Origin of the sequence: uncultured Gimesia sp., assembly GCF_937919775.1 — a bacterium.
In the GTDB taxonomy this organism is placed as follows: Bacteria; Planctomycetota; Planctomycetia; order Planctomycetales; family Planctomycetaceae; genus Gimesia.
Genome location: NZ_CALFPF010000479.1, coordinates 1 through 2,221 on the forward strand (window position 1 = coordinate 1; position 2,221 = coordinate 2,221).

Here is a 2,221-nt window from a genome sequence, read left to right on the forward strand (position 1 = left end):
CGTCCGAAAAAAGGTTGCTGCTAATGGTTTTGCGGGCCAGTCCGAGTCTGAGTGTTACCATGTGGACGTCTGAGACTCGAACTTCTCACATTCCTTAAGGGTATTTTCATGGGAAAAAAGTTGTGGTACCTGATTGTAATGTTCAATTGATACCCTGAAATTCAGGGTCCAGATAGTCTTCAAAGAAGTCATCCGTTTCCTCATAGGAGGGGAGTTTTCGTTCTCCGGGATTTAAATCAGGCTCCATGAACGCGTTTTGGGGATCATGTTCGTATCCCAGCAGATGATTTAATTCATGGATCAGGGCCGTCAGGAGATCGATTTTTCCGTCAGCCCCGCTGAACAGCTCAGCGGCAAAAATTCCGGCAACCGTCGTATTATTGAATTCTTCATTTAGAAGCGGAGTCTGATCAACAAACCATCCCCAGCCTGCTGCGTTCACATCCAGATAGATTGTGTTGGTCCCGGCGTCTGCTTTGGCCAACTGGTTTTGTGGAAGTTCGACGATTTGGATTTCCACATCTGCGAGTTGTTCATAGACGGAATCGCCGTGAACTTCAGCCAGTTGTTGCGTGGCAGATGCGAGGAGGGGTTCTACTGTCTCCTGGGTGAGAGGCTCCGGATTCGTTTCTGCTAAATTGATCAGCGATGTGATTAAGTTATTTTGTTGCCAGACTTGATCAAAATTTGTGGGATAGTTAAAGAAAGCACCGCTCCCCTGAACCTTCTGATAATTCGAAACAAACAGGATCAGGTCATGAAAATCGACTCTGCCCGAACGATCGAAATCGGCGGCCCATACATTCGCGCTGGCATTGAGATCACTTGTTTTTTGGAGGTAAACGGCAGCAAGTAACTGCAGATCTCTGAAGTCGATCACGCCATTATCATTCAGGTCATATAAGGCGGGAACTAGTGTCAGGCTGGTTGCTGCTCCTTCAGTGACAGTGACATCGCCGAGCGCTGAAGAGAGCGTACTGTTGGAAATTTGGAAGTTCAGATTTCCAACCGGTTCGATATAATGTCCGTCGGTATTTAACGTCACAGGTTTGACAGATAATCGAACGCGGGCCAGCAGGACCAGTGTTTGGGCTCCATGATCGGTTTGACTGGTGGCAGCTCCCAGACCGGTAATCGTACCGGCTTCATTATCGATAATGCCGGTTTGATTTTCAGTATAACCGGGACCGTATTCAATGGAATTGACCAGCAGATACTGTGCATCAAAGTTAAAATCGACTGAAGCTGCTGTTACTCCATTCTCAGAAGAGTTGGTGACACGTACCCAGATTTCGACGATAACCGGGTTCCATTCATCAAGAAAATCTGCATTCGCAGGCAAGGAACTGACATTTCCTGAAGCGCCGACTGTCGTCGCTTTCGATTTGACTGTCAGATCGACACTGCCCAGGACGGACTCGGCTTCGTAGGCACCGATGTCAATCCTGCTCGTTGTATCGTTGTTCCCGTCGGCAACACGAGCTGAACCTCTCTGGTCCAGAGCTAAGGCGGGATCAAAGGCGTTGGGGTCAAATGCCGGATTACCGGCGTCAATCGCGATGCTGCTGGAAGAGAGTGCGTGTGTTTGCGTCAAACCACCGTTGTCGGCCAGAGGCAGTAAACCCGGGTCCTGACCTGTGATGAAATTGGTACCCTGAACGGTCACACCGTTCGTGTCTTCGATGAGGCTGTAACTGCCATCAACATAACCCAGAACATCGGCTCCGCTACCATCTGCGGTGTTGTCGGCAATGATCGTGTTATTGACCGTGATGACATTAAAAGGAGAATGGAGTCCTCCTCCATCCAGGTCGGCATGATTATTGGCGATGGTGCTGTAGTGAATCGTTCCACTGCTAAATGTGATCAGATCGGCAAAATAAATACCCCCGCCATTCTGACTGGCGGAATTTCCGGAAATCGTCGAATTCACAACGGTGACGGTATTTGCACCGGTATGAATTCCGCCGCCATTGCCAGACAGAGCTGAATTTTCTGAAAACGTACTGTTGCGAACAGACAGGGTACCCTCTTGCTGAATCAAGCCGCCCCCCGAGCCGGCACTCTGGTTTAAATCAAACGTCGATCCGGTAATGGAAGTCGTGGTTGCGTAAGCATAAATTCCACCGCCATCTGCTACACTGCTATTTGTTTTATTATCATTAAAAGTGGAGTTCGTAATCGTGAGCTGACCATTAAATTGATAGAGTCCCCCCCCACC

At 48.9% G+C, this 2,221-nt stretch carries 1 protein-coding gene; it reads right to left on the reverse strand.

Features of this window, described 5'->3' with window-relative positions:
- Window positions 1–142: 142 nt before the first annotated feature.
- Window positions 143–2,221, reverse strand: a 2,079-nt coding sequence (locus Q0294_RS13655; protein WP_299466302.1) for a choice-of-anchor Q domain-containing protein, incomplete at its 5' end; no start/stop codon positions are given.